The organism is Clostridium kluyveri (genome assembly GCF_001902295.1).
GTDB classification, from domain to species: domain Bacteria; phylum Bacillota; class Clostridia; order Clostridiales; family Clostridiaceae; genus Clostridium_B; species Clostridium_B kluyveri_B.
The window spans coordinates 1,504,530-1,531,366 of record NZ_CP018335.1; the positions used below are offsets into that span (position 1 = coordinate 1,504,530).

Annotated in this window: 33 protein-coding genes; 30 read left to right on the plus strand and 3 right to left on the minus strand. The window is 29.5% G+C overall.

The features are described from left to right. Nucleotides 1-27 precede the first annotated feature (27 nt). The 14 genes from mraY to BS101_RS07430 all read left to right on the plus strand — a co-directional run bounded on the left by mraY (nt 28) and on the right by BS101_RS07430 (nt 10,297). Complete coding sequence (gene mraY / locus BS101_RS07365) at nt 28-981, plus strand: phospho-N-acetylmuramoyl-pentapeptide-transferase (protein ID WP_073538240.1); 954 nt, start codon at nt 28-30, stop codon at nt 979-981. A 77-nt stretch (nt 982-1,058) separates the two neighbouring features. Further along, nucleotides 1,059-2,171: a stage V sporulation protein E gene (spoVE, locus tag BS101_RS07370; RefSeq protein ID WP_073541176.1), complete on the plus strand. Its 1,113-nt coding sequence runs from the start codon at nt 1,059-1,061 to the stop codon at nt 2,169-2,171. Between the two features lie 176 nt (nt 2,172-2,347). Beyond that, the gene (locus BS101_RS07375) at nt 2,348-3,118 is read left to right on the plus strand and encodes a cell division protein FtsQ/DivIB (protein ID WP_073538241.1); all 771 of its coding nucleotides are present in this window, start codon (nt 2,348-2,350) and stop codon (nt 3,116-3,118) included. A 15-nt stretch (nt 3,119-3,133) separates the two neighbouring features. Beyond that, complete coding sequence (locus BS101_RS07380) at nt 3,134-3,850, plus strand: DUF881 domain-containing protein (RefSeq protein WP_073538242.1); 717 nt, start codon at nt 3,134-3,136, stop codon at nt 3,848-3,850. A 15-nt stretch (nt 3,851-3,865) separates the two neighbouring features. Then, nucleotides 3,866-4,207, plus strand: coding sequence for a small basic family protein (locus BS101_RS07385; protein WP_073538243.1), 342 nt, complete (start codon nt 3,866-3,868; stop codon nt 4,205-4,207). A 10-nt stretch (nt 4,208-4,217) separates the two neighbouring features. Further along, nucleotides 4,218-4,943, plus strand: coding sequence for a DUF881 domain-containing protein (locus BS101_RS07390; protein ID WP_073538244.1), 726 nt, complete (start codon nt 4,218-4,220; stop codon nt 4,941-4,943). Nucleotides 4,944-5,101: 158 nt separating this feature from the next. After that, entirely contained in the window at nt 5,102-5,770 is a 669-nt protein-coding gene (locus tag BS101_RS07395; protein ID WP_073538245.1) for a YggS family pyridoxal phosphate-dependent enzyme, read from the plus strand. Nucleotides 5,771-5,782: 12 nt separating this feature from the next. Beyond that, on the plus strand, nt 5,783-6,235 hold the full coding sequence (locus tag BS101_RS07400) for a cell division protein SepF (RefSeq protein ID WP_073538246.1): 453 nt from the start codon (nt 5,783-5,785) through the stop codon (nt 6,233-6,235). 29 nt (nt 6,236-6,264) lie between these two features. Further along, the gene (locus tag BS101_RS07405; RefSeq protein WP_073538247.1) at nt 6,265-6,543 is read left to right on the plus strand and encodes a YggT family protein; all 279 of its coding nucleotides are present in this window, start codon (nt 6,265-6,267) and stop codon (nt 6,541-6,543) included. Nucleotides 6,544-6,571: 28 nt separating this feature from the next. Beyond that, complete coding sequence (locus BS101_RS07410) at nt 6,572-7,348, plus strand: RNA-binding protein (protein ID WP_073538248.1); 777 nt, start codon at nt 6,572-6,574, stop codon at nt 7,346-7,348. Nucleotides 7,349-7,363: 15 nt separating this feature from the next. Further along, nucleotides 7,364-8,089 carry a DivIVA domain-containing protein gene (locus BS101_RS07415; RefSeq protein ID WP_073538249.1) on the plus strand — a complete coding sequence of 242 codons (726 nt, stop codon included), beginning with the start codon at nt 7,364-7,366 and terminating at the stop codon, nt 8,087-8,089. Between the two features lie 126 nt (nt 8,090-8,215). Beyond that, nucleotides 8,216-8,908: a 5'-methylthioadenosine/adenosylhomocysteine nucleosidase gene (locus BS101_RS07420; protein WP_073538250.1), complete on the plus strand. Its 693-nt coding sequence runs from the start codon at nt 8,216-8,218 to the stop codon at nt 8,906-8,908. Between the two features lie 32 nt (nt 8,909-8,940). Beyond that, nucleotides 8,941-9,396: a signal peptidase II gene (gene lspA, locus BS101_RS07425; protein WP_073538251.1), complete on the plus strand. Its 456-nt coding sequence runs from the start codon at nt 8,941-8,943 to the stop codon at nt 9,394-9,396. After that, nucleotides 9,386-10,297, plus strand: a complete 912-nt coding sequence (locus BS101_RS07430; protein ID WP_073538252.1) for an RluA family pseudouridine synthase — start codon at nt 9,386-9,388, stop codon at nt 10,295-10,297. Before lspA ends, BS101_RS07430 begins: the two co-directional genes overlap by 11 nt. A gap of 84 nt (nt 10,298-10,381) precedes the next feature. On the opposite strand, the gene uraA is transcribed toward BS101_RS07430, so the two are convergent. The 3 genes from uraA to BS101_RS07445 all read right to left on the minus strand — a co-directional run bounded on the left by uraA (nt 10,382) and on the right by BS101_RS07445 (nt 14,167). Then, nucleotides 10,382-11,674: a uracil permease gene (uraA, locus tag BS101_RS07435; RefSeq protein WP_073538253.1), complete on the minus strand. Its 1,293-nt coding sequence runs from the start codon at nt 11,672-11,674 to the stop codon at nt 10,382-10,384. A 30-nt stretch (nt 11,675-11,704) separates the two neighbouring features. Next, the gene (pyrR, locus tag BS101_RS07440) at nt 11,705-12,238 is read right to left on the minus strand and encodes a bifunctional pyr operon transcriptional regulator/uracil phosphoribosyltransferase PyrR (protein WP_073538254.1); all 534 of its coding nucleotides are present in this window, start codon (nt 12,236-12,238) and stop codon (nt 11,705-11,707) included. Between the two features lie 183 nt (nt 12,239-12,421). Then, a complete protein-coding gene (locus tag BS101_RS07445; RefSeq protein ID WP_073538255.1) occupies nt 12,422-14,167 on the minus strand; it encodes an Rqc2 family fibronectin-binding protein in 1,746 nt (581 codons plus the stop codon). Nucleotides 14,168-14,322: 155 nt separating this feature from the next. On the opposite strand from BS101_RS07445, the gene dapF reads away from it, so the two are divergent. The 16 genes from dapF (at nt 14,323) to spoIIIAA (ending at nt 26,835) form a co-directional block, all read left to right on the plus strand. Beyond that, complete coding sequence (dapF, locus tag BS101_RS07450; protein WP_073538256.1) at nt 14,323-15,147, plus strand: diaminopimelate epimerase; 825 nt, start codon at nt 14,323-14,325, stop codon at nt 15,145-15,147. After that, on the plus strand, nt 15,147-16,232 hold the full coding sequence (locus BS101_RS07455) for a hypothetical protein (protein WP_073538257.1): 1,086 nt from the start codon (nt 15,147-15,149) through the stop codon (nt 16,230-16,232). Before dapF ends, BS101_RS07455 begins: the two co-directional genes overlap by 1 nt. A 115-nt stretch (nt 16,233-16,347) precedes the next feature. Beyond that, entirely contained in the window at nt 16,348-17,856 is a 1,509-nt protein-coding gene (locus tag BS101_RS07460) for a GspE/PulE family protein (protein WP_242951424.1), read from the plus strand. Between the two features lie 199 nt (nt 17,857-18,055). Next, on the plus strand, nt 18,056-19,066 hold the full coding sequence (locus BS101_RS07465; protein ID WP_265874979.1) for a type II secretion system F family protein: 1,011 nt from the start codon (nt 18,056-18,058) through the stop codon (nt 19,064-19,066). A 102-nt stretch (nt 19,067-19,168) separates the two neighbouring features. Further along, nucleotides 19,169-19,579: a type II secretion system protein gene (locus BS101_RS07470; RefSeq protein WP_073538260.1), complete on the plus strand. Its 411-nt coding sequence runs from the start codon at nt 19,169-19,171 to the stop codon at nt 19,577-19,579. A gap of 27 nt (nt 19,580-19,606) precedes the next feature. After that, a complete protein-coding gene (locus BS101_RS07475; protein WP_242951425.1) occupies nt 19,607-20,059 on the plus strand; it encodes a type II secretion system protein in 453 nt (150 codons plus the stop codon). Beyond that, nucleotides 20,040-20,531 (plus strand): prepilin-type N-terminal cleavage/methylation domain-containing protein, encoded by a 492-nt coding sequence (locus tag BS101_RS07480; RefSeq protein WP_083585812.1) that lies wholly within the window; start codon nt 20,040-20,042, stop codon nt 20,529-20,531. The genes BS101_RS07475 and BS101_RS07480 overlap by 20 nt, the downstream gene beginning before the upstream one ends. Beyond that, on the plus strand, nt 20,500-20,997 hold the full coding sequence (locus BS101_RS07485; RefSeq protein ID WP_083585668.1) for a ComGF family competence protein: 498 nt from the start codon (nt 20,500-20,502) through the stop codon (nt 20,995-20,997). The genes BS101_RS07480 and BS101_RS07485 overlap by 32 nt, the downstream gene beginning before the upstream one ends. A gap of 56 nt (nt 20,998-21,053) precedes the next feature. Further along, a complete protein-coding gene (locus tag BS101_RS07490) occupies nt 21,054-21,398 on the plus strand; it encodes a hypothetical protein (protein WP_073538262.1) in 345 nt (114 codons plus the stop codon). Between the two features lie 3 nt (nt 21,399-21,401). After that, nucleotides 21,402-22,139, plus strand: coding sequence for a hypothetical protein (locus BS101_RS07495; RefSeq protein ID WP_073538263.1), 738 nt, complete (start codon nt 21,402-21,404; stop codon nt 22,137-22,139). Between the two features lie 67 nt (nt 22,140-22,206). Further along, nucleotides 22,207-22,650, plus strand: coding sequence for a hypothetical protein (locus BS101_RS07500; protein WP_073538264.1), 444 nt, complete (start codon nt 22,207-22,209; stop codon nt 22,648-22,650). A 30-nt stretch (nt 22,651-22,680) separates the two neighbouring features. After that, nucleotides 22,681-23,091 carry a hypothetical protein gene (locus BS101_RS07505; protein WP_073538265.1) on the plus strand — a complete coding sequence of 137 codons (411 nt, stop codon included), beginning with the start codon at nt 22,681-22,683 and terminating at the stop codon, nt 23,089-23,091. Nucleotides 23,092-23,421: 330 nt separating this feature from the next. Next, complete coding sequence (locus BS101_RS07510; protein ID WP_073538266.1) at nt 23,422-24,498, plus strand: M24 family metallopeptidase; 1,077 nt, start codon at nt 23,422-23,424, stop codon at nt 24,496-24,498. 262 nt (nt 24,499-24,760) lie between these two features. After that, nucleotides 24,761-25,318: an elongation factor P gene (efp, locus tag BS101_RS07515; protein ID WP_012101597.1), complete on the plus strand. Its 558-nt coding sequence runs from the start codon at nt 24,761-24,763 to the stop codon at nt 25,316-25,318. Between the two features lie 39 nt (nt 25,319-25,357). Beyond that, a complete protein-coding gene (locus tag BS101_RS07520; RefSeq protein WP_073538267.1) occupies nt 25,358-25,756 on the plus strand; it encodes a CD1247 N-terminal domain-containing protein in 399 nt (132 codons plus the stop codon). 152 nt (nt 25,757-25,908) lie between these two features. Further along, on the plus strand, nt 25,909-26,835 hold the full coding sequence (gene spoIIIAA / locus BS101_RS07525) for a stage III sporulation protein AA (RefSeq protein ID WP_073538268.1): 927 nt from the start codon (nt 25,909-25,911) through the stop codon (nt 26,833-26,835). Nucleotides 26,836-26,837: the final 2 nt, after the last annotated feature.

Genomic DNA, 26,837 nt, shown 5'->3' on the forward strand with positions numbered 1-26,837 from the left:
AAGACCCTTTTTATTTAGGGCATTTATATGTATAAACTTATCTGTTCTGTATTAATAGCATTTTTTATAGCTATGGTAGAAGGACCTATTTTAATTCCACTTCTACATAAGTTTAAATTTGGGCAGAGTATAAGGGAAGATGGTCCAAAAACTCATCTTAAAAAAGCAGGTACTCCAACTATGGGTGGAATAATATTTATACTGGCAACTTTTATAACTATGGCAGTAATAGTAAAAAAGCCCTCTGATGAGGCTATGATAGCTTTATATGCTTTTATAGGATTTGGAATAATTGGAGCCATTGATGATACTTTAAAAATAGTAAGAAGAAAAAATTTAGGACTTAGGGCCTATCAAAAAATGATATTATTGCTGGTTGTATCTGGAATATTTGCTTATTATTCTGCTAATAATCCATATATAGGGACTTCCATAATAATTCCTTTTAAAAGGGATACCTGGGATTTGGGTGTATTTTATATTCCTTTTATAATAGTGTATTTTGCAGCTACTACAAATGCAGTAAATTTAACAGATGGACTTGATGGATTGGCCACATCCGTCACACTCTTGGTAATGACTTTTCTGGCATTGGTAAGCTTTGCTATGGGACATATCACCTTAGCTGTTTTCTGTGCAGTCTTAGCCGGTGCACTTTTGGGATTTTTGAAGTATAATGCTTTTCCAGCACAGATATTTATGGGAGATACGGGTTCATTGGCACTTGGAGGTGCCGTGGGTGCAGTAGCCATGATATTAAAACTTCCATTATTGGTTATAATAATTGGAGGAATATATGTATTAGAGGCATTATCTGTTATACTTCAAGTGTTTTCCTTTAAATTTACAGGCAAAAGGATATTTAAAATGGCTCCTATACATCATCATTTTGAACTTTCAGGCTGGCACGAAACCAAGGTAGTTTCTGTGTTCTGTATAGTTACAGTAATACTATGTCTTTTAGGGTTTTTATCTTTATAAAATTTAGATAAAATGTAGGAGTTTTACATATTTCTGTGGGCCTTGTAAAGTAATAATCTAGGAGGATTTTTATGAAAATTGATAAATCAGATGCTAAAATGAGTTCTATAGACTTTCCATTATTTACAACTATAATGTTATTAACGGCTATTGGGGTAGTAATGGTTTATAGTGCAAGTTCTTACAAAGCATTTTTTGATAAAACCACACAAGACAGTATGTATTTTTTAAAGAAACAAGGCTTATGGGCACTGATAGGAACATTTTTTATGTTTTGTACAATTAAAGTGAATTATAGAAAAATAAGAAAATACACAAAAGTACTTATGATAATATGTGTGGTATTTTTGCTTATTGTATTTGCTTTTGAATCTACTAATGGTGCTCAAAGATGGATAAGGGTGGGAACTGTTGGATTTCAGCCTTCAGAATTAGCTAAATATATTGTGGTGTTATATATGGCAAGAAGCATAGAAGTTAAAGGTGGAAGGAAAATAGAAACACTACTCTATGGAGTAATTCCCTATCTTTTAGTATCAGGATTTTATGCAGGACTTGTATTTGCAGAAAAAAATCTTAGTATAGCAGCTGTAATAATGATAGTTACTCTTATAATTTTATATGTTTCCGGGGCTAAAATTATCCACATGCTTGGAGTTGTGGGGGTGGTAGGACTTGGAGGAATAGCTGGTATAATATTTGAACCTTATAGAATGGCTAGATTTACAAGCTTTTTAAATCCCTGGGCAGATCCTAAAGGAAGTGGATATCAATTAATACAATCCCTTTTAGCATTAGGTTCTGGAGGAATATGGGGGATGGGACTTGGAAAATCAAGGCAAAAATGTTATTACATACCGGAGCCTCATACTGATTTTATATTTTCTATAATTGGAGAGGAACTTGGGCTTATAGGATGTACAGTTGTGGTAGTTTTATTTGTGGTACTTGTATGGAGAGGTATTGTAATTGCAATAAAGGCTAAAGATACTTATGGCACTTTAGTAGCTACTGGAATAACTTCAGTTATTGCAGTGCAGGCTATAATAAATATAGCAGTTGTAACAGGGGCTATGCCGGTAACAGGAGTTCCATTACCTTTTATAAGTTATGGTGGATCGTCACTTGTAATAAATATGATAGCCATGGGAATACTTTTAAATATATCAAGGCAAAGCAGATATGGTTAGATTATGGCATTACAAAATCTGTAATGCTATAATTTATATAATTAATACTTTTGTAATAAAAAATATATAAAAATTTAATGGATATTTTTAATGAAATTAATTTTATTAAATGTTAATATGTATATGTATTTTAAGTTTATTATTTCATTTGTGATGTTAAAGTGAGTTGATATAATATGAGCAAGCTTTTAAAAAAAACAGATAATCAATTGATTCTTAAGAGAAGGAGAAAAAAAAGGTTAAAAAAGACATGCATGGGTATGATTTTCCTCATAGCAGTATTTCTTATACTATGTTTAAAGTTGCCTTATTTTAATATACAGCATATTAGAGTATATGGTAATAAAAGTATTTCAAGTAGTGAAATTATTCGTAATTCCAAAATGTATACAGGGAATAATATATTTTATATTAATCTAAGGGATATAAAAGACAATATATTGACTAACCCTTATATAAGGGAGACTACAATAACTAGAGTTCTTCCTAATACCATAAATATAAATGTTAAAGAAAGGTCTTCTATATTTTATTGCCAAAACAGTGATACATATTTTGTTATAGATAAAACAGGTATTTTGCTTGAGGAAAGAGGCAACATAAATAATATGCAGTTAGTAAAATTAGAAGGTATAAATTATACTAACAAGGATATAGGTAAAACTACAGAAAGTAAGGATGATAGGAAAATTAAGGCCATAACTGCTTTTGGAAATATGGTTGAAAACAATGACTTGTCTTTTAGAGTAACTGATTTAGATGTGAGTAATCCCATAGATATTAAGGCCTATTTTAACAATATATGTGTAAAATTAGGAACTGTGGATGATATAGATAAAAAAATAAATAGAGCGGTAAATGTATTATTAGATGCAAATTTAGTTAGTGCTAAAGGATACATAGATGTAAGATTTAATAGCAATCCTGTATTTTTTACTGAAAATTAGGAGGAAAAAAATAAAATGCGTAAGTTAACCTCTCAAATTAGTATGGCTTTGGTATGCGGTATACTTGGATTTATGCTTGCTTACCAGTTTAAAGTACTTATGAAACAAGAAAATGCCTTTAATTTAAGTAGAGAAAATGGCACAGATATCACGGTAGAGATAGAGCAGTATAAAAAAGAAAAGAGTGCTTTGGAGACAAAAGTAAGTGAGCTTCAAGATAAAATAAAAGACTATGAAGACGCTATGGCAAATAAAAGTGACTCTACAAAAAGTCTTCTGAAAAATTTGGAGGATAGTAGAATGCTTACAGGAGAAGTAGATGTAAAAGGACCTGGTATAATAATATACTTGACTCCAAATAGTAAGCTCTTTACCAATAATAATATTGGTAATCATATAACTGATAAGGATTTAGCTTATTTGGTAAATGAACTTAGGTTTGCAGGGGCAGAGGCTATATCTATAAATGATATAAGGATTGTTTTGAGGACAGGCATAAGAACTGCAGGCAATTATATACTTATAAACGATGAAAAAATATCACCTTCAAGTAGAATAGTAATAAAGGCTATAGGAGATAAAAATCTACTCTACAGTGCCATGGGATTTCCTGAAGTGTTTACAGATCTGAAAACCATATGTGAGGTTAAATTTGAAAAATCAGACAGCATAAATATAGAAAAATATAGTGGCACATATAAATTTGAGTATGCAAAACCTGTAAAAGAATAGTAGGATGTGGTGAAAATGATAGGCTTTATTGGTCTTATACTAGGAATAATTATAGGAATAGTCTGGAATGTGAATATTCCAGATAAATTTTCCCCTTATATGTCTGTGGCGATTCTAGCCTGTTTAGATTCTGTGTTCGGTGCTATAAGGGCTAATCTGTCTAAGCATTTCCGATTAGATATTTTCATATCTGGATTTTTTGGAAATGCAGTACTGGCAGCAGCACTTGCTTATTTGGGAGACAAGCTTGGAGTACCCATATATTTAGCGGCAGTCATAGTTTTTGGAGGAAGAATATTTGATAATTTTGCTATTATACGAAGGCTGTTAATAGAAAAAAGCAAATTACGTCAATGAGGTGAAGTAGATGAAGGCCACTGAAGCCAATATTTTTGTTTTTATAGCTTCTGTAATTATAGGTATACTTATATCTATGAATATAAGTATTTACAAGGGAAATACTAAAAAAACAGTATTTTTAAGTGCAAAACAATATCAAGATGCATATAGTTATAAAAATCAGCTTTATAGTGAAATATTATCATTAACAGGTCAGTATAATGATAATTACGATAAACTAAAAAAATATATGGATAATGAGGAAAATGAAGCTCAGCTTATAGGCACTATAAATGAAGAGATAGATAAAGCTAATATATTACTTGGAAAGGTAGCTGTGGAAGGTCAGGGAATAAGTATATATTTAGATGATGCTACCATGGAAGATGGACTGGATGTATTTGAATATCAGATGAGAATTGTTCATAATACTGATATTATACAGGTAATAAATGATTTAAAAAATGCAGATGCAGAAGCAATTTCTATAAATGGACATAGAATAGTAGATAGTTCTGAAGTATATTGCAGCGGACCTTTTTTAAGAGTGAATGGAGTGAAGATTGCAGCTCCCTTTTTAATTGATGCCATAGGAAATAAAGATGTACTTTATAATTATATGATATCAAATGAAAATTATTTAAAGACAATGATGGTTAGAAAAATAAAGGTCAATGTGGAAAAGTCTGATAATATACAAATACCTGCTTATAATGGAGAATATAAAGTACATTTTATGAAGAAGGAAAATTAAATATTTTTATACTTTCTGTGATATATAAATTTATTAGAAATTAATAAAAAAAAATAATTTTTGAAGGAATTTTAATATCTATGAAGAATAAATAATCTATGAGGTATTTTTGTAGTGTTTATTAAAGTTGTGCTTAAAGATATAAGGAGACGGTATTATTGTCAATTAAGGAGAATTTAAGTAAGATTGAAGAAGATTTAAGGGAAAGTAATGTTATTTTAGTAGCAGTCTCAAAGACAAAATCTATTAAAGATATACAAAAAGTCTACGATTTAGGTATTAGAGACTTTGGAGAAAATAAAGTTCAGGAATTTGTAAATAAAGAATCTAATTTACCCGAAGATATAAAGTGGCATTTTATAGGACATCTTCAAAGAAATAAAGTAAAATATATAGTAGGTAAGGTAGAACTTATTCATTCTCTGGATAGTGTAAAACTCCTCCAGGAATTAGAAAAACACTATAAAGCTAAAAATTTGACTGCAAATGTGCTTATTCAAATAAATATAGGACGTGAAGAAAATAAGACAGGCATATATTTAGAAAATTTAGAAGAATTAATAGAAGCCTGTGGGTTATGTACTAATGTTAAAGTTAAAGGCCTTATGTCTGTAATTCCCATAGGAGATGAAAAAAGTTGCAGAAGTTATTTTCGAAAAATGAAGTATATTTTTGAAGATTTAAAAAATAAGAGGTTCACAAACATTAGTATGGATATACTATCTATGGGTATGACTCATGATTATGGTGTGGCTGTTGAGGAAGGCTCTACTTTAGTAAGAATTGGGGAAGGTATATTTGGAAAGAGAAATTATAATAATAAATAGGAGGTATTTTTTATGGCTGGCAAGATGATAAACAAAATGATGGGATTCTTGGGGTTAGAAGATGATTTGGAAGAGGATATAGAAGAAGTTGAAGAGGAAAAAAATTCAAAAAATGATTTTACAGATGTAGAAAGTATTATGAATTCTAAAAGACAAAATAAAGTTGTAAGCATACATACTACAATATCAGCTAAAGTTAGGATAGTTAAGCCAACTACCTATGAAGAAGCAGCGGATATATGTGATGAACTTAAAAATAGAAAGATTATAGTTATAAATACTACAGGATTAGAAACCAGAATAGCTCAGAGATTGTTGGATTTTATGGGTGGAGCAAGTTATGCATTGGGTGGAGATCTGGAGGAAATAGAAAAGGGAGTATATATACTTTCCCCGTCTAGTGTAGAAGTTAGCAGTGATTTAAAAAATGAGTTATCTGCAAAAAAAATATTTGGCTGGAAATAATAGTATAAATAAAATAATTGGAGGCAAAAATGATAAGCAGTACTTTAGCCGTTGCAATATCTCTTTTATTTAGATTTCTTGAGGCTGCTATTATATTGGATGTAATTTTATCATGGATTATGCCAGGAAGAGGTAATGCCTTTGTAGAACTTTTGCATGTGTTTACAGAACCTCTTATGAGACCGGGTAGAATGCTTCAGGAAAGAATTATGCCTGGGCTTATGATAGATTTTTCACCTATAATAGCTTTTTTTATGATAGATATAATAAGGGGAATTGTATTTGCAATAATTGGAATGTTTATGTGACAACTTGCAGAAATTTCAAAGGAGAGTTATGGACAAAAATACTTTTTTAAGTAAATTTCACTTTCATAATGAAAGTGAAATACTATCTATATACGATAAAATAATTTTAGCAAATAAAATTCATAAAAATATATTTACGTCGGAGTTTTATCCCCCAAATCTTTGGAAGACCTTAGAGGATTTTAAAGAGCAAGTCGGGATAAATGTGTATAGCTATGGCATATTTGAAAATGCAGAAAGAAAGATTTTAGTATTTTCACAAAGTGAAGTATTAGATTATCCTGTAAGGCTTATGAAAATAAAATGCAGCTCCAAGTTTGTCAGACTTCAACATAAAGATTATTTAGGGGCACTTATGGCACTGGGAATTAAAAGAGGAAAATTTGGAGATTTGATAGTAAAAGAAAATAATGAATGTTATGCAGCTGTTTATGAAGATATAAGTGATTATGTATATATGAATTTAAGCAGTATAGGAAAATGTGAATGTAATATAACTTTTTTGGATACTAATATAACTGAAATTCCTGACTATGATTTTAAAACTTTTGATATAAATACTTCATCACTTAGAATTGATTGTTTACTGAGTTCCATGTGTAGAATATCTAGAAGTAAATCAGAAGAGCTTATGAAACAAGGCAAGGTACTTTTAGATTATTTGCCTGTGACTAAAAAAGATAAAATTATAAATGATTCTGGGTGTGTTATAACTGTGAGAGGATATGGAAAGTTTAAAGTTGTAAAAAAGTTAGGTTATACTAAAAGAGGAGGATGTAAACTTCACATAAAAAAATTTAATTGATTTGAGGTGCTTAGTATGTTGATAACTGCTGGGGAAATAACAAATAAAGAATTTAAAAAAGGTCTTAGAGGATATAATATAGATGAAGTAGATGAATTTTTGGATAAAATAGCAGAGTCTTATGAAGCTATGTGTAAGGAAAATTCTCTTTTAAAAGAAAAGCTTCAGCTTATGGAAGATAAAGTAAATCATTATAACAAAATGGAAAATACCATAAAAGGAACCCTCCTGTTAGCTCAAAATACCTCTGAACAGGTTAAGGAGAATGCAAAAAAGGAAAGTGAGTGTATATTAAAAAATGCCAATGATACCGCCCAGAAGATAATAGATAAGGCTCATAGTGATGTAATTCAAATTAATGATGAATTTGAGAGGGTAAAGCAGGAATTTAGTAAATTTAGAACAAAGTTTAGAAGTTTCGTCAAAACTCAATTGGAAATGTTTGATGATATGGAAAAAGATTTTGTAAAAAACTATGATATAGGCTATGAGGTAGATGAAATTCCTGAAGAGAATATTCAGGTGAAAAGTATAGAAAAAGTAGAACCAAAGGGTATTGAATTCTCTCCATCCTTAAGAGAAAGTAATTTAAATAAGGAAGAATATGCAGAGCCTATCGTAGATAAAGATGATGTATATGTGGATAAGTATGATACCAAAGAAATAGGTGACATTAAAGATGAAATTTTTACAGAGGAAGATGAGTTGGAAGAGATTAAGAATTTCTTTGTAAGAGGATAAAAAAAGGCCACTCTGAAATTAGAGTGACTTTTTTATTTCCAAGGTTTCTATATGTGTAAAAGTTGACAATTTAGAGTAAGTTATATATGCTATTTAGTAAGATTGAAAGAGGTGGGTGTATTTATTATGATTATTGGAATTATTGGAGCTATGGACGAAGAACTAGAGATAATATTGTCTGAATTAAAAGTTCATAAAACCCGATTGAAAGCTAATATGAAGTTTAATTCAGGAAAGTTATATGGTAAAGATATAATAGTGGTAAGAAGTGGTATAGGAAAAGTAAATGCAGCAATATGTACTCAGATACTTATAGATGATTTTAAAGTGGATATAATAATAAATGTGGGTATTGCAGGGGGAGTGGCAGAGGATATATATCCTGGAGATATAGTTATAGCAGATAATTTGGTACAGCACGATGTTAATGCTGTAGCCTTTGGATATGAAATAGGACAAATCCCTAGAGTAGATACATATGATTTTAAATGTGATAAAAAACTTATAGAAGAAGTTAAAAATGCTTGTTCTAAAATGGAAAATAAAAATAGTTTTGTGGGAAGAATAGTTACAGGAGATGAATTTGTTTCAAGTGCAGAAAAAGTAAAATATTTGTACAAGGAATTCAATGCTCTTGCTTGTGAAATGGAGGGCGGAAGTATTGCTCAGGTAGCTTATTTAAACAATGTGCCTTTTGTTATAATAAGATCTATATCAGATAATGCAAATAATGGTGCCAGCATAGAATATGAAAAATTTGCACCTATAGCTATAAAAAATTCTACAGAAATACTGAAAAGTGTAATTAAGAACTTGTAGTGAATGTAAAACAATAAGACTGGAGGCATTTAATGGAGATATTTATAATACTACTAGGGATTGCAGCAGATAGGCTTACCAAAGTGTGGATCATGCAAAATTTATCTGAAAATTCTCATATGGATGTAGTGAGCAATTTGGTGTCCCTTCTTTATATAAAGAATAAAGGGGCCGCCTTTGGAATTTTACAAAATAAATTATATTTGCTTGCTGCAATAACAATAGTTGTAATCATAGGCATGATATATTATATTTTTAAATTCAAGCCTCAATCAAAAATAATTAAAATAAGTCTGTCACTTATAATAAGTGGAGCTTTGGGTAATTTGATAGATAGAATACTATATAAATATGTAGTTGATTTTATAGCATTTCATCTTGGAGATATTTACTATTTCCCTATATTTAATATAGCTGATATTTTAGTGGTAACAGGTACTATAGCATTGGCATTTTATTTGTTAAAGGAAGAAAAATATGAAAATTAGAAATTTTTTAGTAAACGATGATGAAGAAAATTTAAGATTGGATTTATTTATTTGCAAACATATTCAGGATAAATCCAGATCCTATATTCAAAATTTAATAGAAGATAATTTGGTAGAAGTGAATCATAGGATGAAAAAATCCAATTATAAAACTAAAATGGGAGACAACATTAAGGTTTCTTTACCGGATGCTGTGGAACTTAATATAAAAGGGGAGGATATAGAGCTTGATATACTATATGAAGATAGTGATGTAATTGTGGTAAATAAGCCTCAGGGAATGATAGTGCACCCAGCTTCAGGAGTGTATACAGGTACTTTAGTAAATGCACTTTTAAATCACTGCAGAGAGGATTTGTCAGGTATAAATGGAATTGCAAGACCAGGTATAGTACATAGGATAGACAAGGATACTTCTGGAATACTTGTTATTGCCAAGAATGATATATCTCACAATAAATTATCAGAACAGTTAAAGGATCATTCTATGACCAGAGAGTATATAGCCTTAGTTGAAGGAATTATAAAAGAAGAGAAAGGAAGTTTAGATAAACCTATTGGAAGACATAAAAAAGATAAAATAAAAATGGCAGTGGTAGAAGGGGGTAAAAGGGCTGTCACCCATTATGAGGTAATTAAAAGATTTAAAGAGTACACTTTGGTTAAATGTATACTTGAAACAGGAAGAACTCATCAAATAAGAGTGCATATGTGTTATTTAGGACATCCTGTTGTGGGGGATCCGGTGTATGGGTATAAAAAACAGAAGTTTAATTTAAAAGGCCAGCTGCTTCACGCTCAAAAGTTAGGGTTTATACACCCAAGTACAGGTACATATATGGAGTTCCAGGTGGAAGTGCCGGGGTATTTTAAGAGAATAATAGATATTTTAGATAGTTAATAATTAATAGTGAAAAGTTAATGGAGATTTCCGGTATTCACCGAAAATCCGCCAAATTTGAATTTCGATAATTTAATTATATTTTTAATTTGAATTTTTTAATTCAGCAGCACTTTGCTGTGGTAGTATTAAATTTAATATTATTCCTATAATAGTTGAAAGTGCAACCCCAGATATTTGTACTGGAGAACCTCCCAAGGTAAAATCTAAAGAAGCTCCTCCTATGCCTATTACTATTATTACAGAAGCCAGTATAAGATTTCTGTTTTTACTAAAATCTATTTTATCTTCTACAAATATTCTAAAACCAGAAGATGCTATTATACCAAAGAGAAGTATACTTACCCCGCCTATTACAGGCATGGGCATATTCTCAATAAGAGTGGCTACAGGTCCTATAAAGGATAAAACTACAGCTATTACTGCAGCACCACCTATAACCCATACACTATATACTTTAGTTATAGCCATAACACCTATGTTTTCTCCATAAGTTGTGTTTGGAGGTCCTCCTGTAAAACCTGCAAACATTGTGGCTACACCGTCTCCCAGTATAGATCTGTGAAGACCTGGTTCCTTTGTAAAGTCTCTGCCAACTACATTGTTGGTCACATAGACATGGCCTATATGTTCTGCCAGAGTAACGAAGGCAATGGGAGCCATAAGCAGCATGGCATTTATATTAAACTTAGGAAACATAAAAGCAGGTACTTTAAAGAAACTACTGGATAGTATAGAATTTATAGCTTGTTTAGGTATAATACCTAAAGCCAGTGAGAGTATATAACCTACTATCATAGCTACCAGTATAGGTATCACAGCAAGAAAACCTCTAAAATACATACTTCCAATTACTCCTACGGCTAGTGTAACTACTGAAACTGTTATCCAGGCCCACCTTGGAACATTTTGCATTTGATCGTTTATAAAAGAAGGATTAAGTCCAGCCCAATTTATGGCTGTACCTGCAAGACCTAAGCCTATAACTATAACTATAGAACCCACAACCACAGGGGGAAGAGCTCTATTTAGCCAATTTACGCCACAAAGTTTTATTATAATTGCTACAATTATGTAAACCAATCCAGAAGCTATTACACCAGAGAGCATGGCTTCCGGTCCATAGTTTTTTGAAGCTATAAGTATTGGAGTTATAAAGGCAAAAGAGGAACCTATATATGCTGGAAGCTTGGCCTTAGTACACAGTATATACAAAAGAGTTCCTACACCACTACAGAATAAAGCAATGGATGGACTCATGCCAGTAAGTATTGGTACAAGTATAGTAGCACCTACCATGGCGAACAAATGTTGAAAACTCAGCGGCAGGGTAATCTTTAAAGGTAGTTTTTCTTCTACGTCTACATAATTTTTCATTTACAAACACTCTCCATTATTTTAAAAACTTTAGACTTCATATATTTTTACGGAATTACATTCATCTATTTCTGAAATTTCTACAGATACTATTTCGTCTCGAGATGTAGGAATATTTTTACCTACATAATCGGCTCTTATAGGAAGCTCTCTATGACCTCTATCTATTAATACAGCCAGCTGTATTAATTTTGGCCTTCCAGAATGTATGATTGCATCTATTGCAGCTCTTGCGGTTCTTCCAGTATAAATTACATCATCTACTAATATTATTTTTTTATCTTCTACATCTATTGGATGTGATTTTTTTAGGGCAGGTTGATCAGATAATCTGCTTAAATCGTCTCTGTAAAGACTTATATCTACACTTTCCACCCTTAACTTAAGTTTTTCAATTTTATAAATGTTTTCTGATATTCTTCTTGCAAGAGGATATCCTCTCCTTTTTATACCCACAAGTACTATATCTTCTGCACCCTTGTTTTTTTCTATTATTTCATGAGATATTCTGGTCAGAGTTCTATTCATGGCTTTTTCATCAAGTATAAGTGCTTTTAATTTCAATAGTTTCACCTCCTTATATTGTGTTAATTAAATAAAAAAGCCCTTCTCCAAACGAGAGGGCATAGAAGTATCTATTTTAATTGCCTTATTGACCTCACGGGATCATTTTAAAGGATATTAAATTTCTAATTAATTATAAGATAGTTTATAGGGGATTGCAAGTTTTTCATGAATTTTTGAATTTTAGTCTATTTGCTCAATAGAAGGCTTCTCAGGGGTTATGTATATAGTTTTATTGGAGTAGTATATTACCATTCCAGGTTTAGCTCCATTTGGTTTATGCATATTTCTAACCTCTGTATAATCTACAGCTACTTTTGAAGAATTTCGGGCTTTGCTATAATAGGCAGCAAGACTGGCAGCCTCTTCCAGAGTCTTGTCTGGAACTTTACCAAAATTTTTTACTATTACATGGGAACCTGCAGTATTTTTTGTATGAAACCATAAGTCTCTTTTGTCTGCAAATTTTAAAGTAAGGTAGTCATTCTGCAGGTTGTTTTTACCTACGTATATTTCTATACCGTCACTTGATATAAACTTTGCAGGTTTGAAAGCTTTAGTTTTTTTCTTATTTGTTGACTTTTTAAATTTAATATACCCTGTTTCCATAAGTTCTCTTTTTATTTCTTCAATATGATCATAACTGTCAGAATTTTTTATATTTATAAATACAGAATTTAAGTATTCAATTTCTTCTTTAGCTATTTTTAATTGTTCTTCAGCTGCTTTTTCTGTTTTCTTTAGTTTATTATATTTTTTGAAATAGCTTTGAATATTTTCAGAAGGTGTCTTGTTTATATCTAATTTTATGGTTATATATTCTAATATATTACTATAATAATTTTGAACTTTTATTTTGGAATCTCCTTTATGTATATTATAAATATTTGAAGTAAGCAGCTCTCCCTGTATTCTATATGTATCCTTATTGTTACAATCTTTTAAATTCTCCATTAAAATTTTAACTTTTTTATTACATCGTTCTAAGTTTATATTTATTAGTTTCTGCATATCAGAACTTTTGCTGTTCAATCTGTCTGTTTTATCTTTTTCATAATAAAAATCATCTATAAGTTTGGAAGGAGTGGAATAATGTACTTCCACGCAATCTTTTAAATAAGTCAATTTGCTGCAGTAGAAGTCTTTCATTTTTCCATCCTTAGTATAATAGGCAAAATAAAACTCGTTATCTTTAAACTTAGAAAAAATTTTGCTGCAGAAACCATGTAAAACAGTTATAGTTGATTCTTTAAAAATATCCAGTTCGGCTAACTTTAATTCAGATAGCATGTGATATAGTTCTTTTGAAAAAGAAGTACTTACACCTGTGAATATTTTAGAAAAAGATTTATTATCTAGGAATTTCATGTTTTGCAGTACATGTTTGAATTCTTCTCTTTTGTAACAAAAAGGATTCAATTTATTAGAAATAGGCGGAAAAATATATTTAATTCCAGGAAACAAGGATCTTATGGAATTAATTTCTGGTGTTATGTGTTTTATACTATCCATAATTATAGTGTCTTTTTTACGAATTAAAGTTATATTGCTGTGTTTTCCCATTATTTCTATGACCAGGGTATATATGTTGTCAAAACCTAATTCATTTAAGCTTTGAAAGTCTAAAAATATTACCCTATCTGTATCCAATTGGGATATATTAATTAATTTTGATGAATTCAAATATTTTCTTAAAATCATACAAAACATAGGAGGCTGCAGGGGATTTTTTTTATTTTTATCCGTAATATGTATTTTAGGATATATTGAACTAGAACTTATTAACAATTTATAGGGCGTTTTTTCATTTCTAATAGTTAATATTATTTCGTCTTTTTCTGGTTGATTTACTTTTTCAACCTTTCCTCCCAATAACTTTAATTTTAATTCTTGTAAAATGCTGTGTATAAAAATACCATCTAAGGCCATAAGGTTCACCCTCTCATATAGTTGTATATCTAATAGATTATATCATTTTAAATTTTTAAAATAAAGTTACAAAATTATTGTTGATAAAAGGGTAATACAGTAGTAAACTTAATTTGAAATATTTAGTGTATTTTATAGGAGGGCGAAATATAAAAATGAGATTTACTAAAATGCATGGAACGGGAAATGACTTTATAGTTATTGATGATAGAGAAAATAGATTTTTAGGAAAAGAAGAAGAACTTGCCTTAAGGCTTTGTAATAGACATTTTGGTATAGGAGCAGATGGAATATTAATAGTAAGAAATAGTGATATTGCACCTATTAAAATGGTAATAATAAATTCAGATGGATCCTATGCATCCATGTGTGGAAATGGAATAAGATGTTTTGCAAAATATATATGGGAAGAGAATTTAGTAAAGGATAAGATTTTAAAAATTGAAACAGGAGATGGAATAAAGGAGGCCGTTCTAACCATAAAAAATGGAAAAGTAGAAGAAATTACCATTAATATGGGAATGCCTTCTTTTGCTCCAGAAAAAGTACCCGTTGAGTTTAAAGAAGAAGTTATAGAAAAAGAAGTAAAAATTAAAAATAAAAATTATATTATAACTACTTTATTCATGGGAGTTCCTCATACAGTTATATTTGGTAAGCTTGAAGATTACGATGTGGCTGAAGGGGAGTACATTGAAAAATACCCTGTATTTACCCAGGGAACTAATGTTAACTTTTGTGAAATTGTAAATGAAAAAGAGGTAAAAGTGAAAACCTGGGAGAGAGGTGCAGGACCTACTTTGGCCTGTGGTACTGGAAGCTGTGCCTGTGTTGTAGCCGCCAATAAAATTGGCCTTACAGGAAAAGAAGTTAAAGTTTCAGTGCCAGGAGGAATACTGTTAGTAGAAATAAAAGATGATAATAGCGTGTTTATGACAGGTCCTGCAGCAATTTCTTTTAAAGGGGAATATGATATTTAATGCAATATTTTAAAAAAGTTATACTTTTTATGATGCTGTTTATTGTGAATGTTACTTTGACTGGGTGTGTTAATAAAAGAGAAGATGAAACTGAAAAAGTAAAAATACCTAATTATTCTAGTACCATTGTAGCTGAAAGTAATGAAAATGAAAAAAAGGTGTATAATGTTGATAATTATAACTTGTATGAAAATGGAACAACTGATGATGCAGCGCAAGTATTATATGACAAAGAAAAATCTCTCTATATATATTTAGTTGATAAGGATGCTGTGGGGAAATCTGCTGGCAACAAAATAATAGTAATAGATAAGGGAGTTAAAACTGAAATTAAAGATTTTTTTTCTGCTGTGGATATAAAATTAAATTCTTCTGGAGATAAAATCGCCTATAGGACCTTTAAAAATGATTCCCCAGCTAGTGCACAGGGAATGAAGATATATGATTTAAAAGGTAAAAAATATGTAAAACTTAACTCTAATGTATTAGTTTCAGGTAATCTATATAGATGGCTTGATGATCACAGAATAATATATTATGGTAGTATGGAAAATAAAAAAGATTCTGATAAAATATATATATATGATTTAAATACCTCTAAGGAACAAGTCTATTTAGAAGATACTAAAGGGTATTGTATCTATTTCACTTCTTTGGGAAATAATTTATTATTTCTTTCAAGAACAGGAGAAAGTTTATATTTATATTATTATGAAGATAAAAATAAGAAATTCAAACTTTTAAGTGATGATTTTGGAGAAATATATAAATCTCTGTCAGAAGAGGAAAATGAAACTATATTTTTCTTTGCAAATGTGGGAGAAAAAGGTACAGCAGTGTATAAATTTACGGCTGATAACTATGAATTAAAAAGAATTACATATGATTTTCCTCAAAATATCAAAATTTCTTCGGAAATGTCTAGAGATGAAAAAGGCAATGTGTATTTTGTAGGGTTTGAAAGTGAGGAAAGCAGCGGAGAGATATTTATGTATGATATAAATGAAAAATCCACAAATATTATATCGGATCATGAAGGAAATTATAATATTTATGGAGATAGGAGTAAAATAGGATTTAATTAATAATAAAAAGTACTGTGAAAATTTATTTACTGTACTTTTTATTATTTTAATTTTAAAATAAATGTTTAAAAAATTATATGCTGGATATAATTTCAGGTATATAAATTAATAGAAAGTGAGAGGTATAATGTTTTCTGTGGAATTAAAATATATAGATATTGAAGACGTTGTTTTAGACACAGAAATAGTTAAGAAGATACCAGAAGAAATAGCCAGGGATAATTGCTTGATAGCTTTAAAAAAGGTTAATGAAAAATTTATTATAGTCGTAGGTAAAAAATTAAATTTTCCATTAATAGAACAGCTAAAATTTATATTGGGCAGTGAATTATTATTTTTCAAATCAAATCAAAAGAAAATATATCAGTTAATAAATACTTATTATTGCAGACAAAATTTAGATCTTGCCTTAAAAGACATAAAATTTCATAAAGACATTTCAGAATTGACAATAAACTTCACATCTTACGGAAATAAATTTCAAAATTCTCCAGTGGTAAAGGCCATTAATTATATAATAGATAAAGCAATAGATGAAAGAGCCAGCGACCTGCATATAGAGCCCTTTCAGAGCAGTGTAACTATAAGGATGAGGATAGATGGAATAATAGGGGAGTATATTAAAATTCCTCTAAATGTATATCCACTTTTATGCGCCAGAATAAAAATAATGGCAGATATGAATATAGCAGAAAAAAGAATGCCTCAAGATGGCAAAATAAAATATGTTAAACAAAAACTAAACTATGATTTGAGAGTTTCTACACTTCCCACTATATATGGGGAAAAAATAGTTATAAGAATCTTATACAAAGATGAAGGTATAAAGCACTTAAATACTCTGGGCTTTTTAAAACAAGATGAAAAAAAAATAAGAAATATGATTTCTAAAGGTCATGGACTCATTTTAGCAGTAGGTCCCACTGGTTCTGGTAAATCTACAACTCTGTATTCCATTTTAAATACTATAGATAAACATGAAAAGAATATAGTAAGCATAGAGGATCCTGTGGAATATACTGTGGACAGTATAAATCAGGTAAATGTAAATAGTAAAATAGGGCTGGATTTTGCCAAAGGGCTTAGAAGCATATTAAGACAGGATCCAGATGTAATAATGCTTGGAGAGATAAGGGATGAAGAAACAGCACATATAGCCATAAGAGCAGCAGTAACAGGTCATTTAGTCATAAGTACACTTCATACAAATGATGCCTTTGAATCCATAGTAAGGCTTAAGGATATGGGCATAGCGGAATATTTTATTGAAGATGCATTAATAGGAATAATATCTCAGAGATTAGTTAGAAAAATATGTCCCTATTGTAAGACTAAATATGTGCCTTCATTTAGAGAAGTTAAAGAATTAAATTTGCTTTCTACAGATGTACTGTATAGGGGAGAAGGATGTATAAAATGCAATTATACGGGGTATAAGGGTAGGACAGTAGCCTATGAAATAGTCCATAGTGACCACATTGAAAAAGGATGTTTAAAAAATAATATTTCTAATATTAGAGAAAAGGTTAGACAATCAAATATGGTTTCACTCAGGCAGAATTGTATAGGGCTTATTAAATCAGGGGTTACTACTTATGAAGAGTTTCTAAGGGTAAGTTTTTAGTGAAATGAGGTGGTAAAATATAATAAAATATTGGGCACTTAATAAAAGTGGAAAAAAAATTAAGGGGCATTGTGAGGAATTTGAATTTGAAAAGCTTACATATGATTTAAAAGAAAAGGATTATTTTATATATAAGCAAGCCTTTGTAAAAAAATATAGAGAATTCTTATTAAAAAGAACTAATGTATTAGACATAAGCATTTTATGCAGTCAATTAAGTCTTATGCTAAATACGGGTATACCTTTATTTAAGTCATTTGAAATTTTAGAGACTCAATACAATAAAAGTAGGCTTAAAGTGGCTTTAAAAACTGTAAAAGAAGATGTTATAAAGGGCAGCAGTATACATGAAAGTATGAAGAAAGTTAAAAACATATTTCCGCAATTTATGATTGAGACTGTTAAAATTGGGGAAGAAGCAGGGAGACTGGAGGAAATATTAAAAAGATTATCCTCTTATTATGAAAAACAATATAATATAATGGCTGCTGTAAAGAATGCCCTTACATATCCTTTGTTAATTTTAATAACAAGCATGATTGTAATGGTATATTTGATGACTAAAATAATCCCCCAATTTGTAGATATCATCCTGTCTGCAGGAGGAGAAGTGCCTATTTTAACTAAGGCAGTAATATATAGTTGTGAATTTTTAAGACACCACTATATGAAAATATGTATAGTGTCCATACTAGCGGCAATTTTATTACATAAACTCAGTAAAAATGATAAGGTGGAAAAAGTTTCAGAAAGTATTAAAATGAAAATTCCTTATTTTAAAAAAATATACATAAACTTAATCATTTTTAAAATATGTTCTTCCATGTCCATACTTATGAAGTCAGGAATAAATATAGTTAAAGCTTTAAGAATTACAGGAGGATTGTTAGAAAGTAAAGTTATGACTGAAAGGATAGAACAGTGTGTAAGATGTATGGAGCAGGGAGAAGGTATATATAGCGCTTTAAATAGATTGCAGATAAATGACAGTATATTTTTATCACTTATTAAAACAGGTGAGGCTGCAGGTGAAATGGAAGAAATATTCTCAAGTCTTGAAGAATTGTTTGAAAACGATATAAATAGGTGTTTTAAAAGATTGACTAAGGTTATAGAACCTGTCGTAATAATATTTTTATCATTATTTGTAGGGATATTTGTCATAGCAGCTCTTATGCCAATTTTCAGCATAATGGATACTACTTTATAATATGCATTTCTTATCTGAACGCCAGAATTAGCTAATACTCTTCTATAGCAGACTCTATTTGAACCCAAGAATCACTTGATTAAAAAGGAAAGGAGGTGGAACATGAGAAGAACAAAAGTATTTAAGAACTGGAAAAGAGAAGGATTCACACTTATAGAACTTATGCTTGTAGTGGCAATAATCTTAATTCTTTTAGGGTTTTTGATTCCCAAATTTTCATCGTATCAAAACAAGGTAAAGACTACTAAGGCAATAAATACAGCTAAACAGATTCATACAGCAGCTATGGCCAGTTATGGAGATAACGAAGGAAATTTCAATGGAGAAGATGTGGAAAGTTATGTATCGGAACTTACTTCTGCAGAAAATCCACAGGTTCAAGAGGATTCAAGCAATACTCAATTTATAACAGTAAATTACAAAAGTGATGAAAATACATATACCTTAGAGATAGATGCAAAAGGTAATTCCTGTATAGTGAAGCAGGGAGAAAAACAAATATACCCTAAATAGATTAAATTTATTCCAAGGAGATAATTTATGATGCTTGAGATTAAGTTAAAAGGATTTACTCTTATAGAATTGATTCTAGTAATAGGTCTATTTTCCATACTTTTAAGTTTTACTCTAATTAATATGGGAGCTTTCAGCAGTATGAAAAATAGAATAGATGTTGATTTAACTGGTAATAGAATCATAAATTTTATAAATAATTCCAAGATTTATTGCAGGGATAAAGGTAAACAAGGGGGATACATATATTTTAATGTGAAAGATGGGAACATAACTTTCAGCAGTGGTCTGGAAGAAATATTTAAAATGGAATTACCAGAGGGTTTTACTTTAAATCAAGTAAGTAATGACAATAGAATAAAAATAGATAATAGGGGTATTACTGCAGACGCCTGCAGTATAAAATTTAAAGATAGAAAAGGAGAAATGCATTGTCTTACCATGTGTGTTGGAACAACTTATGTGGAATTCAAATATTAAAGTGCAGTATAAACAGTATTTTAAAAAAGATAGAATATTAATTAAAAAAGGATTTACTTTAATTGAAGTATTATGCAGTATAACAATTTTTTCAATATTGTTCATGACAGCTATCTCTATACAGTTAAATTCATTCAAAGTAAAAGAATATAATAAAGATTTATATAATTCCATTTTGATTATGGAGTATATTAAAAATAATATTATTTACAATTGCAGTTATGATGAAATTATGTATTTAAATAGTATGAATAAAAGATATATAAGCTGTAATGATTTAAATTTCCACAGTATTAAGGATAATAATCTAATTAATTTAGCCTCAGATGAAGTACCTGATGAGGAACCCTATGTTGTTTTAAGTATATCAGGATCAGAAGTCTTAAAGGTGAATTTACAATTTTATGAGAATATATATGGTAGTATAAAAGTTCGGGAGTGTGAATTCTATAAGGGAAACTATAAAAAATAAGATAAAGATTAAAAAGGGCTTTACAATTATAGAAATGGTTATGGTTTTATCATTAATAGGTATAATAATTAATCTTCCAATAACTGCCCTATCAAAATACATGAAGTTACATAGAGAAGAAATAAATTATAGCAGAGAGAATTTTTATGTGAATGAAGCATTCATTATAATTGAAAATGAAATAAAGAATGCAAAATATGTAGATATAAAAGATAATATGATAATTCTAAGAAGATATGACAATAAAGGGTATGATTATATAAAGAAAAATAAAGGCACTGCAATTGTAATTTCTTATGGAGCCGTTAATTCATCTAGTGTAAATAACATATTAAAGAATATAGAGAATTTTCAACTTGAAAGACAGGAGAAAGTATTCTATGTATCTATAAAGATGAAGAGAGGTGAGACTTATAGGAGATGCTTTGCCATAGAAAGAGAGAAGTTAAGGGAGGATTCATATTAGTATATGTGCTATTTATAGGATGTATTTGCATTCTTATTTCACTTGGATGCTATAGTATGGAAATGAATATCAGATCTAATGGAGTAGACACACATAAACAAACTTTTAAAATTAATATAACAGAAAAATATAAGGAATATCTTCTTACTGAATTAAATCAGTATATATGTGAAACTATATTATGTGAGACGACTAATGTGAAAGAGTATATGAATTCTTTAGATAATTTTAGAATATATTTTGAGGAATCCTGCATTTATTATGATGGAAATACAGATTGTTTCATTATTGAATATGTGATTGATGGGGATTTTTACAAACAGGAAACCTTTGAATATGAAATAAAAGGTAAGGATGCGGTATTTAGTTGTATAGATTATTCCTTTAAGAAAGGAGATTGAAAAATGTGGCAAAAATCATTTTTAGAGGTAGGAGGAAAAAACATAATTTATAGAGAAATATATAAGAAAAATTTTTTCGTAAATTTATTTAATAGAAGTAAAAAAAGAATTATTTTTTCAAATAAGCTTCAGGATATTAAAGTTAACTTAAAAAATAAAAAATTATGTATATTGGTTCATGGGGAAGAGATATATATAACATATATGGATTTACCAAAAATAAAAAGAGAAAATCTTTATGAGGTTGTAAGAAATGAATTAAAAAGTAGATTTAAAAATATGGATAATATAATGTTTTCCTATGAAATAGTTAAGCATAGTAAACACAGCTTAGGGCTAATTGTTTTTTGTATGAATTGGAGTAATATGAATATAGCAAAAGTATGTAATGATAAAGGAGGTAACATTAAAGGAATAATGCCTATTCAATTTTATATTTGGTCAACTTATAAAGATAAATTAGGAAAGGGAAATTATATATTTACTTTAATTAAAGAGGATACCTTGTATCTTATGGCTTGTGAAGGTGATAAGGTTGTATTTAATAATGTATTTAAAAATATAATTATTAAAGAAGAATTTTTAGGGATTTTAGAAGAATTTAAATTTAAATTAAATATTCTAATCCCCAAAATTAAGTTTTCTACCATAGTATTTGTAAATTTTCTATATAAAGACATAATAGAAGCTTTATGTAAAAAATATACTTGCAAGGATTTGGGCAATTTTAGTATTAAATAATAATAAAGCCCTATTAATATACACTAAAATTTAAATATGTCTGAATTCAAGAGGGGTAATTTTAATTATGAAAAACATATATTTTTTACCATACTGGTATATACAAAATAAAGAGAATAAAAAAAGTAAAAATCTGAAAATTTTTATTTTAATAATTTTAATTTTTAATATTATAATATTCAATATATATTCAATAAATAAAGGTAAACTCAGCAGCATAGAAAATAAATTGAAGGAGCATACTTTTATAGGAAAGTCACAATACAGCAGGGATAATACTATTAAAAGTTTCATGGATTTTTATGATTATATATCTAAAGAGAAAAATTTTAAAAGTATGAATATTGAAAACAAAAACATAGAAATAGATATAATGGGAAAGGAACAAGAGTGTCTCTCTTTAATTAAAGATATAGAAAATTCTAATAAATTTGTGGTAAAAAACTTTAGTTGTTTGGGGAATGATAAGGAAGAAAATACAAACTGGAAAATAAATTTGTTTTTAAAGTGATTCTATTTGAATTAAGGTGGAATATTAACTATGAATAAGGTAAATAATTTATATAGAGTTATTATAATATTTTTAATTTGTATAGGTGGTATACTTTTGGTAAAGAATTATAAAGTTATTTCTCTTATAAAATATCAAGATAATAAACTTCAATTGTTAGAGAAAAAAGAAATTAAAAAAAACTATAAAATAAGTTATGCAAAAGTTTTAAGTGAATTAAATAATATAGAAAATCTTAATATACTAAACTTCACAAATTCCAATAGTGAAAGTTTGTCACTTCAAGCTGAAATAATAGGAGATAAAAATAAAGTAAAGAGTGTTTTAACGCAAATTAAAAATACTGATAATTTCTATAGTATATCAAGTATTAGAATTCAACAGGAGGAGTTAAATAACATGAAAGTAGTAACAGATATAAAATTTAGAAAAAATGAGTAATATTTTCTGAATTTACAGATGGTATACAATATATAGTGCAATGTTAAATAAAAATATTTATTAGTTTTTATTTAAAGATGTTTAAATAATATGTTTGCAAATAATCATTAGTTTTGATAAAATAACATTGTTTAAGGTAATACTGTAGGGCCATTTAGTACAGTTTTTAATACAACTTACAGCATTTTTCAGCATAAAGGTTCCGCTGTATTTGTTGTTATTTGGTGAGTAGTGGTTTTTAAATTTTAAGGGAGTAATAAAAGTCCCATAGGTAAAGGTTTAATATGTATAAAAGTGTTATTCCCTATTAGAGAAAAGGGGGTAATTTAAGTGTTCAAAAAAAGAATTGAGAAATTAAGAAAGGCTATGAGGAAAAAGGACATTGATGGGGTCTTGCTGGTGGGAGATGTCAATAGAAATTATTTAAGTGGATTCACAGGAAATGAAAGTTTTTCTGTTATAACTTGTGATAAAGCTTTTTTTATAACTGATTCAAGATTTACAGAACAGGCCAGGCAGCAAGTTAAAGATTATGAAGTGGTAGAGTATGGCAGAGGTGTTTCCCTTATAGATTTTTTGAATGACTTGTTAAATAAAATAGATGTTAAAAGAATTGGATTTGAAGAAAACATACTTTCCTACAGTCAATATACTCTTTATACTAATAAATTACAATGTGAATTTGTTCCCATGGATGGAATTATAGAAAAATTAAGAACAGTAAAAGACGAATTTGAAATAGAATCAATACAAAAGGCAGCTGAGATTGCAGATAAAGCTTTTGAACATATAGTGAAATTTACAAAATGTGGTATGACAGAGAGGGAAATAGGTTTAGAGTTAGAATTTTATATGAAAAAATTAGGAGCTAAAGAGTTGTCTTTTCCATCTATAGTTGCATCTGGAATAAGATCCAGTCTCCCACATGGGGAAGCAACAGATAAAATTATAAATAAAGGCGAGTTTTTGACATTAGATTTTGGATGCATATTTAATGAGTACTGTTCTGATATGACAAGAACGGTTGTAATAGGCGAGCCAACGCAAAAAATGTTAAAAATATACAATGCTGTGCTGGAAGCTCAACAATTGGCTTTAAAGGAATATAAGCCTGGAACACCTGCTGCAGATGTAGACAGCATAGCTAGGGGCTATATAGAAAGAGAAGGTTATGGAAAGTATTTTGGCCACGGCCTAGGACATGGAGTGGGAAGACAAATTCATGAAGCACCTACCATATCATTTAAGAATAAGGATAAGTTAGAAGTGGGTATGGTGGTTACAGATGAACCAGGGATATATATACCAGATTTTGGAGGAGTCAGAATAGAAGATTTACTAGTAGTTACAGAAAAAGGAGGAAAGGTTCTATCAAAAGCCTCAAAAGAGTTAATATGTATAGGGTAATTATATAATATAATATTATATTATTATAATAGATCATAAAACTAGATAAAAATTGAAAAAGGTCGAATAAGAATAAGAAAGGGGTTAAAGCCGTTGTATCAACATTTTATATGTTGATTATGTAGGGTGATGTACATCCGAATTTATGTCCTTGGAGTGTAAGACCAGACCGAAATTAGCTAATTGCGAAATCGATGCATTATGAAGGGGAAAGTAAACTTAAGATTCATATGATCTAAGTTTACATGACGGCATAGATATAATGATATCAGCAGGAGATTTAAGAAAAGGAACTACTTTTGAACAAGATGGACAAGTGTATACAGTAGTAGACTTTCTTCATGTAAAACCAGGTAAAGGAGCAGCATTTGTGAGAACAAAACTTAGAAATGTTATAACGGGATCAGTTACTGATACTACTTTTAATCCCAGTGCCAAATTGCAAGAAGCAGTTATAGAGAGAAAAGAAATGCAGTACTTGTATTCAGATGGAGAATTGTATTATTTTATGGATCAGGAGACTTTTGAGCAAATTCCACTGGAATATGCAAAGGTACAGGAAGCAATAAAATTTTTAAAAGAGAACATGTTTGCTATAATAAAGTTTTATAAAGGAGAGGCATTTTCTGTGGAAGCTCCAAACTTTGTTGAACTTCAGGTAACCCATACAGAACCAGGAGTTAAGGGAAATACTGCTACAAATGTGTTAAAGCCAGCTACTCTTGAAACAGGAGCAGTTGTATCAGTACCTATATTTGTAAATCAAGGAGAAACCATAAGAGTTGATACAAGAAGTGGAGAATATATGGAAAGAGTTTAGGAAATACTAATGGCAAAATAAATTTAAGGATGTGGTATCATGCATTCTATTATATCTAAAGTATCTTATCTTAAAGGTTTAGTAGACGGGTTAAAAATTGATAAAAATACTAATGACGGAAAAGTTATTATAGAAATTGTAAATGTACTTAAAATTATAGCAGAGGAAATAGAGAACATATCTGAAGACCAGAAGGATATGAGGGCTTATATAGATTGTATGAATAAAGATCTGGCAGATCTTCAAGATAACTTATATGATGATGATTACGAGGCTTATAAAGATGAAGGAGAAAATTTTACAGAAATTCAATGTCCTAATTGCAATGATATGGTATATGTAGATAAAGATATATTAGAAAGAAGAAAAGAGTTGACATGTCCAAATTGCCATAACAATATATATATTAAAGATGATGATGTAAAAGATGAAGAATAAGATTGCATTGTTATCCCCCACTTTGAAGAATGGCAGCATTCAGATAAAAAATACCACTAAGGTCCTTGGATCTTGGTGGTATTTTTTATTTTTTTATTTATGTGGAATAATTCATGGAAAATAAAAATAAAAATTAATATAAAAGAAAGGAGATGAAAGATATAGATACTAAAGAAATTTTAAATATTATACCTGAAAACTTGAAAAGGGCCATAGGAGATTTAATAAAATCCCCTGATTTGCAAGAAATAAGAATAAGGACAAATAAACCTTTAATAATGCAGCTGGGCAGAAAAGAAGTTGTAGTTCAATATGTACCTAAATTAGAGGATTTAAAGGTGATAGTCCAAAGAATGAGTAATTATTCCATTTATGCTTTTGAAGAAGAAATTAAACAAGGATATATAACCATTAGAGGGGGACATAGAGTTGGCATATGTGGAAGGTGTATTATCGAAAAGAATGAGGTAAAAACTATAAAAGATATTGCATCTATAAATATAAGGATATGTAGAGAGATTATAGGGTGTTCTGATTCTATTATGAAGTTTATTTTAAAAAAAGATAAAGTAATAAATACTATAATAATTTCTCCACCCAAGTGTGGGAAGACTACCCTTATAAGAGATATTGTAAGAAATATTTCTCAAGGGATGAAAAGCTTAGGGCTTACAGGAAAAAAGGTTTGTGTAATAGATGAAAGAAGTGAGATAGGAGCTTGTTTTAATGGAATGCCCCAATTAAATGTAGGCATGAGAACAGATATATTAGATGGATGTCCTAAAAGTCAGGGTATAATTATGGCCATTAGAAGCATGTCTCCAGAGGTTATAGTTTGTGATGAGATTGGAACCTATAAGGATATGGATAGCATTTTAACTGCTCTGAATTCTGGAGTAAATTTAATTACTACTATTCATGGTTATGGAACAGAAGATTTGTACAGCAGACCTGTGTTTAAGGAAATAGTTGAGAATAAAGTATTTAAAAGAGCCGTAGTATTAAGCAGCAAAGAGGGCTCTGGTACAGTAGAATATATATATAATTTTTTAAATGATTCAGTAATATGGAGGCCATAAAA

Bases quoted from the DNA above. Each gene is read 5' to 3' on its own strand.
- mraY (WP_073538240.1), top strand. From the start codon at position 28: ATGTATAAACTTATCTGTTCTGTATTAATAGCATTTTTTATAGCTATG.
- BS101_RS07375 (WP_073538241.1), top strand. From the start codon at position 2,348: ATGAGCAAGCTTTTAAAAAAAACAGATAATCAATTGATTCTTAAGAGA.
- BS101_RS07380 (WP_073538242.1), top strand. From the start codon at position 3,134: ATGCGTAAGTTAACCTCTCAAATTAGTATGGCTTTGGTATGCGGTATA.
- BS101_RS07385 (WP_073538243.1), top strand. From the start codon at position 3,866: ATGATAGGCTTTATTGGTCTTATACTAGGAATAATTATAGGAATAGTC.
- BS101_RS07390 (WP_073538244.1), top strand. From the start codon at position 4,218: ATGAAGGCCACTGAAGCCAATATTTTTGTTTTTATAGCTTCTGTAATT.
- BS101_RS07400 (WP_073538246.1), top strand. From the start codon at position 5,783: ATGGCTGGCAAGATGATAAACAAAATGATGGGATTCTTGGGGTTAGAA.
- BS101_RS07405 (WP_073538247.1), top strand. From the start codon at position 6,265: ATGATAAGCAGTACTTTAGCCGTTGCAATATCTCTTTTATTTAGATTT.
- BS101_RS07410 (WP_073538248.1), top strand. From the start codon at position 6,572: ATGGACAAAAATACTTTTTTAAGTAAATTTCACTTTCATAATGAAAGT.
- BS101_RS07415 (WP_073538249.1), top strand. From the start codon at position 7,364: ATGTTGATAACTGCTGGGGAAATAACAAATAAAGAATTTAAAAAAGGT.
- BS101_RS07420 (WP_073538250.1), top strand. From the start codon at position 8,216: ATGATTATTGGAATTATTGGAGCTATGGACGAAGAACTAGAGATAATA.
- lspA (WP_073538251.1), top strand. From the start codon at position 8,941: ATGGAGATATTTATAATACTACTAGGGATTGCAGCAGATAGGCTTACC.
- BS101_RS07430 (WP_073538252.1), top strand. From the start codon at position 9,386: ATGAAAATTAGAAATTTTTTAGTAAACGATGATGAAGAAAATTTAAGA.
- uraA (WP_073538253.1), bottom strand. From the start codon at position 11,674: ATGAAAAATTATGTAGACGTAGAAGAAAAACTACCTTTAAAGATTACC.
- BS101_RS07445 (WP_073538255.1), bottom strand. From the start codon at position 14,167: ATGGCCTTAGATGGTATTTTTATACACAGCATTTTACAAGAATTAAAA.
- dapF (WP_073538256.1), top strand. From the start codon at position 14,323: ATGAGATTTACTAAAATGCATGGAACGGGAAATGACTTTATAGTTATT.
- BS101_RS07455 (WP_073538257.1), top strand. From the start codon at position 15,147: ATGCAATATTTTAAAAAAGTTATACTTTTTATGATGCTGTTTATTGTG.
- BS101_RS07470 (WP_073538260.1), top strand. From the start codon at position 19,169: ATGAGAAGAACAAAAGTATTTAAGAACTGGAAAAGAGAAGGATTCACA.
- BS101_RS07475 (WP_242951425.1), top strand. From the start codon at position 19,607: ATGATGCTTGAGATTAAGTTAAAAGGATTTACTCTTATAGAATTGATT.
- BS101_RS07480 (WP_083585812.1), top strand. From the start codon at position 20,040: ATGTGGAATTCAAATATTAAAGTGCAGTATAAACAGTATTTTAAAAAA.
- BS101_RS07490 (WP_073538262.1), top strand. From the start codon at position 21,054: ATGGAAATGAATATCAGATCTAATGGAGTAGACACACATAAACAAACT.
- BS101_RS07495 (WP_073538263.1), top strand. From the start codon at position 21,402: ATGTGGCAAAAATCATTTTTAGAGGTAGGAGGAAAAAACATAATTTAT.
- BS101_RS07500 (WP_073538264.1), top strand. From the start codon at position 22,207: ATGAAAAACATATATTTTTTACCATACTGGTATATACAAAATAAAGAG.
- BS101_RS07505 (WP_073538265.1), top strand. From the start codon at position 22,681: ATGAATAAGGTAAATAATTTATATAGAGTTATTATAATATTTTTAATT.
- efp (WP_012101597.1), top strand. From the start codon at position 24,761: ATGATATCAGCAGGAGATTTAAGAAAAGGAACTACTTTTGAACAAGAT.
- BS101_RS07520 (WP_073538267.1), top strand. From the start codon at position 25,358: ATGCATTCTATTATATCTAAAGTATCTTATCTTAAAGGTTTAGTAGAC.
- spoIIIAA (WP_073538268.1), top strand. From the start codon at position 25,909: ATGAAAGATATAGATACTAAAGAAATTTTAAATATTATACCTGAAAAC.